Annotated in this window: 5 protein-coding genes; 3 read left to right on the forward strand and 2 right to left on the reverse strand. The window is 43.4% G+C overall.

Translation table 11 applies throughout. The features are described 5' to 3' along the window. Positions 1 to 536: 536 nt before the first annotated feature. The 3 genes from G4417_RS16220 (at position 537) to G4417_RS16230 (ending at position 3147) form a co-directional block, all read left to right on the forward strand. Positions 537 to 1412, forward strand: a complete 876-nt coding sequence (locus tag G4417_RS16220; RefSeq protein ID WP_173684204.1) for a DMT family transporter — start codon at positions 537 to 539, stop codon at positions 1410 to 1412. Between the two features lie 169 nt (positions 1413 to 1581). Continuing rightward, on the forward strand, positions 1582 to 1986 hold the full coding sequence (locus G4417_RS16225) for a DUF1284 domain-containing protein (RefSeq protein WP_022381173.1): 405 nt from the start codon (positions 1582 to 1584) through the stop codon (positions 1984 to 1986). A 105-nt stretch (positions 1987 to 2091) separates the two neighbouring features. Continuing rightward, positions 2092 to 3147, forward strand: coding sequence for a threonine aldolase family protein (locus G4417_RS16230; protein WP_173684205.1), 1056 nt, complete (start codon positions 2092 to 2094; stop codon positions 3145 to 3147). A gap of 9 nt (positions 3148 to 3156) precedes the next feature. Here G4417_RS16230 and G4417_RS16235 read toward each other — a convergent pair whose 3' ends face one another. Then, positions 3157 to 4320 carry a sensor histidine kinase gene (locus G4417_RS16235; protein WP_173684206.1) on the reverse strand — a complete coding sequence of 388 codons (1164 nt, stop codon included), beginning with the start codon at positions 4318 to 4320 and terminating at the stop codon, positions 3157 to 3159. Between the two features lie 81 nt (positions 4321 to 4401). After that, positions 4402 to 5070 (reverse strand): response regulator transcription factor, encoded by a 669-nt coding sequence (locus tag G4417_RS16240; RefSeq protein ID WP_008705442.1) that lies wholly within the window; start codon positions 5068 to 5070, stop codon positions 4402 to 4404. Positions 5071 to 5532: the final 462 nt, after the last annotated feature.

The raw sequence follows: 5532 nt of genomic DNA on the forward strand, positions 1-5532 counted from the left end.
CAGGCAATCTGGAATGAATTTTGGCTACGTTACTGTGAACGGAGTGAACAGTAACATTTAACCGACCCGGCTGCGAAGAGGATGATATATGATAATATTATTTTTAAGTTGACTTTTTATTTTTTTCAGCATATACTAACAGTAGCTAAGGAATGTGACGAGATTCCATGAAGCGACCTAAAGAAACAAAAGCCCTCAGAGTTGCAGCTCTGAGGGCTTTCTTGCTCGTTACGGTGAGCTGTTCCGTTTTGGCTGTTGCTGTCTAGCGTCTGCCGTCCAGCCATTTGCATATGTAGTAGCTAACTACGCCTGCTAAAACAGAGACAAGAAATGTGACGAGAATTTCTTCCATGAAACTCACCTCCTTTCTGCTGGAGGTTCGACAGCTCTTATAGTATATCATGGTTTAGGACGAATTGAAATAAAAAATCTATTTGTACTAAAACGATTGTCCGTGCTATGATTAACAGGTAGATGACAGACAGCATATGATAAAAAGAAGCTGTCTGCATGGACAGAAAGGCAGGTTAAATCTGATGAAACAGGAAAATTACATAAAGGGTATGATAATGATCATCCTGTCGGCGTTTTTCTTTGCTTGTATGAATGTGAGCGTACGTCTGGCAGGTGATCTGCCGTCTGTGGAGAAGAGCTTCTTCCGGAATCTGGTGGCGGCAGTGTTTGCAGCGATAATTCTCTGTAAGAATCGTACAGTGCCGAAGGTGGATAAGAAATACTGGGGACCGCTGATCCTGCGTTGTGTGTGCGGGACACTGGGGATTCTGTGTAACTTTTACGCCATTGACCATCTGTTGGTGGCAGATGCATCGATCCTGAATAAGTTATCTCCGTTTTTTGCGATTATTTTTTCATTCCTTTTGTTAAAGGAAAAGATCAGACCGGCACAGGCAGCGTGTGTTGCACTGGCATTTATCGGATGTTTATTTGTAGTGAAACCGGGATTTCAGAATGCGGCACTTATTCCGGCATTGATCGGAGTCTGCGGTGGACTGGGAGCAGGAATTGCCTATACGATGGTGCGCGTACTGGGAACTCACGGAGTGAAGGGACCGGTTATCGTGTTTTATTTTTCATTTTTCTCCTGTTTGTCGGTTGTACCCTGGATGTTGTTCCATTTCACACCCATGAGTATGAAACAGCTTGTAACATTGCTGATGGCAGGATTATTCGCAGCGGGTGGACAGTTTACGATTACGGCTGCATACACCTATGCACCTGCAGGGAAGATTTCCATCTTTGATTATTCGCAGATTATTTTTGCCACAATGCTGGGATTTGTCCTGTTTGGAGAGATTCCGGATAAGTACAGCTTTACAGGATATGTGCTGATTATTCTGGCATCATTGGGTACCTTTCTTTATAATATGAGGGTAGCTAAGGCTGGTAAATGAAGAAAAAGTAAAAAAGGATTTTCTGATTTTATCCAGTAAGTCTGATGAAATCCGATCAGTATATAGAATTATTGGATTGTAAACTATAAAATAAAAAAAGTTGTCAATAAAAACGCTTTGTGTTAAAGTATCCAATATGTTAAAAAATTAAGGAGAAGGGTGCACAAAGATGTCTTTTATAAAAAATATTCCACTACGCCCTCACCATGGAATGTGCCTTGCATATTTCAAGGGTGAGGGATACAGTGATGGATTTTCCGCACATATGCAGGAAATGCTGGATATTTTCCAGAAGGGAGCGAAGATACAGCTTCATGCAGATACAGACGAGATCTGTTCTGCCTGTCCCAATAATGAAAAAGGATGCTGTTCTTCCTTTTCGCTTGTAGAAGCATATGACAATGCAGTGCTGGAACTGTGCGGTCTGGAAAATGGACAGATTATGGAATTTGATGATTTTACAGATGTTGTTCAAAAGAAAATCCTGGCATCAGGAAAGAGGAAAGAAATCTGTGGGAATTGTCAGTGGAACTCCATCTGTGAAAGCCAGAAGAGCAGATGGGAGAAATGCTAAGAAAAATAGAGTAACAGAATGAATAGCGTTCCGGTACAGAACAGAAGCTATGAATAAAAAAGTCAAATGCGCAAATAGTGCAGTAGAAAGGACATAACGATAAAAATGGAAAATACAGAATCACGTTTATATTTCGCCAGTGACTACATGGAGGGTGCACATCCTGCAATCATGAAGAAGCTGATGGAGACAAACCTGGAGAAAACAGTGGGCTATGGTCAGGATCCATATACAGAAGATGCGAAAGAAAAGATCAGAAAAGCCTGCAATGTACCGGAGGCAGAAGTATTCCTGCTGGTTGGCGGAACACAGACCAATGCCACAGTAATCGATGCACTTTTGAAATCCTATCAGGGAGTTGTGGCTGCGGATACAGGTCATATTGCAACTCATGAATCAGGTGCCATTGAATTTGGCGGACATAAGGTTCTGACAGTACCGCAGAAAGATGGGAAAATCTCTGCAGCGCAGATTGAGAAGCTGGTGAAGGATTTCTATGATGATGCCAATTATGAGCATATGGTAATGCCCGGGATGGTATATATTTCCCAGCCAACAGAATATGGTACCCTGTATTCCAGAGAGGAATTAGCAGCTCTCAGCAAAGTCTGCCGGGAAAATCATCTTCCCCTTTATGTGGATGGCGCCCGCCTTGCCTATGCACTGGCAAGCCCGGAGAATGATGTGACTCTCACTGATCTGGCAGAACTTAGCGATGTATTTTACATTGGAGGAACCAAATGCGGAGCATTGTTTGGAGAAGCAGTGGTTATACCGCAGAAAGGACGGATTCCTCATTTCTTTACGATCATCAAGCAGCATGGAGCATTGCTTGCCAAGGGACGGATCGCAGGAATCCAGTTTGGTGAACTGTTTACGGACGGGCTGTACCTGCGGATCGGCAAACCTGCAATGGAAGCTGCAGAGCAGATCAAGGATGCACTGAAGAAGTATGGATATCAGCTTTCTCTGGATACTCCCACCAATCAGATCTTCTGCATTGTGTCCAATGAGGTAATGAAAAAAATAGCCCAGGATGTGGAGTTCGGATTCTGGGAGAAGTATGATGAGACACACTCTGTGATCCGCTTTGCCACAAGCTGGGCTACTACTATGGAAGATACACAGAAACTGATTCAGATTCTGGAAAAAAATAAATAAGAGAAAAAATCAATAGTCAGTTGATTCAGGCAGTATCAGAGCAATGGTACTGCCTTTTTCGCTGCTCTGGGTTACTTTTACCTGGCCGTTGTGCTGTCTGGCAATCTCGCTTACAAGAGCAAGCCCCAGACCTGCACCGCCCATGGCGCGGCTGCGGGATTTGTCCACACGGTAGAAGGGATCAAAGATTTTTTCCTGATTTTCAGGGGAGATACCGATGCCTGTGTCAGTTACCTCCAGGACTGCAGATTCTGCAGAATGAATGCTTACAGTAACGGAACCGGAAGGCCGGTTATATTTGATCGCATTTTCAACCAGATTATAGACTGCCCGGTACAGAAGGATATAGCTGCCTGTAACAGTACAGTCACCTTCTGTCTGAATAAGCCGGATCTGATGCTTGTCTGCAACTGGGTCCAGATCGCAGAAAACCTCTTCTGTGAGTGCTGCAAGAGAAATAGTGTCAGAACGCTCTACAGTCTGAAGGCCTGTCATGTCCAGCAGGATTTCCGCAAGGTGGGAAAGCCGGCCGATCTGTTCCTGAAGCATAGTGAAAAGTCTGTCGTATTCCTGGGGTGTGTGTTCCGGTTTTTTGTAAAAAACTTCCAGATTTGTCTGCATTACAGCTAAGGGTGTGCGAAGCTCATGTGCTGCACTTGCCACAAACTGTTTCTGTGCAGAGAAGGCATTATCCAGGCGGGCAAGCATGTCATTAAAGGATCTGGTCAGACGTGAGATTTCATCCTCTGAGAGTGGGACTTCCAGCGGTTCAGACAGATTCTGTGCCTGTACCTGGCTGATCCTGTCGCTGAATCTGCGCAGGGGAGCCAGGGCTCTTCTGGTGACAAACCAGGTACAGATACTGCTGAGAAGAATAATGATACCTGTGGCGATCATGCTCTGGAACAGAAAGTTGTTTTTTGTATTCTGGATCTGGTTTTCCAGATCAGGGATGAGGATTTTTGGATCTACATTGATGGAGATCGGGTTTGAATTGTCGGGGGTGACCAGAACTACATAGTCGGAGATCCCTTCCAGACCGGTCACAGCAGAACGGCTGATGAAGAAATACATCAGTGCACAGGCTGTGATAACCAGCCCGGAGATCAGCAATGTGAGTCGCCACTGGAGGGAGAGCTTGCGGGGGGAAAGTTTTTCTGAATAAAATTTCATAGATAAATCCTTTCGTTTCATTATAATGACATAGTAGTATTTGAAATCTGAAAATATTTATTGTACAGATATGAATGATTTTTATTCTTCCAGAATATATCCCTGTCCAATCTTATTTTGTATAGGATCATATCCAAGGGCAGTTCGCAGTTTTTTTCTTAAAGAAGAAATATGCACCCGGATGGAATTACTGAAGCTGTTCACGCTGCCGTCCCAGAGATGCTCGATCATTTCCTCAGGGCTGATGATCCGGTTGCGGTGAAGCAGAAAATATTCCAGAAGTGCGCTTTCTTTCCTGGTGAGAGCCAGAGGCGTGCCATCTACACTGGCTTCTCTTGTACGTGTGTCAAAGGTAATGCGGCTGCATCTCAGGCAGACATCCTCCTGGATAAATTTGCGTCGGGTAAGGCTGCGGATGCGGGCTTCCAGCTCTTCGAAATGAAATGGCTTGGTGAGGTAATCGTTGGCTCCCAGATCCAGCCCCTCTACCTTATCCTGGATCTGTACTCTTGCGGAGAGTATGAGAACAGGAGTATTGGTATTGAAGGTACGGAACTGACGCAGGATTTCCAGACCGTCAATTCCCGGCAGGTTCAGATCCAGAAGGATCAGGTCGTAATTCTCTGTCATACATAATTCCAGTCCCTCTTCTCCGTCAAAGCAGGTATCTGTTTCGTATCCGTCCATGCGGAGCCCCTCTGCCATGGAACGGCAGAGCTGTTCTTCGTCTTCTATAATTAAAATGTGCATGATGGTCTCCTTTTTGAATTTCTAGATTTATAGTTTTATCATAGCACACGAAGTATAAAATTCGTGTAAAAAAAGAAAATGTTTCATATTAAAATATCCGATTACAAAGTTCTTTTAACAACCGTAGCAAGAATTCCCTCACCTCTATAGGGACGCCGCTGAAAAACTGTTTTTTCATACTATATACAGTGTCTCAAAGTTGATTGATGTACTTTATTTTGTGTTAATTTATACGCAAAAAGGACTTTTTCAGTGGCCTTCTATAGGTGATGGGATGAATTGCACTATGAATTGCACATTCGAGCATGTCTGCTCAAATTTATAAAAAATCACAAAACACTTGTTCTGACACAATAAATATATTATAATAGAAAAAAAGAACAATATGCTCTTGAAATTTGGACGGTCGAAATAAGCAATAAGTGAGTGTACATAATGAGTTTAGATAATAATTCTCATTCA

It is taken from the genome of Blautia wexlerae (assembly GCF_013300825.1).
Classification (GTDB): Bacteria; Bacillota; Clostridia; order Lachnospirales; family Lachnospiraceae; genus Blautia_A; species Blautia_A wexlerae_B.

Bases quoted from the DNA above. Each gene is read 5' to 3' on its own strand.
- G4417_RS16230 (WP_173684205.1), top strand. From the start codon at position 2,092: ATGGAAAATACAGAATCACGTTTATATTTCGCCAGTGACTACATGGAG.
- G4417_RS16220 (WP_173684204.1), top strand. From the start codon at position 537: ATGAAACAGGAAAATTACATAAAGGGTATGATAATGATCATCCTGTCG.
- G4417_RS16235 (WP_173684206.1), bottom strand. From the start codon at position 4,320: ATGAAATTTTATTCAGAAAAACTTTCCCCCCGCAAGCTCTCCCTCCAG.
- G4417_RS16240 (WP_008705442.1), bottom strand. From the start codon at position 5,070: ATGCACATTTTAATTATAGAAGACGAAGAACAGCTCTGCCGTTCCATG.
- G4417_RS16225 (WP_022381173.1), top strand. From the start codon at position 1,582: ATGTCTTTTATAAAAAATATTCCACTACGCCCTCACCATGGAATGTGC.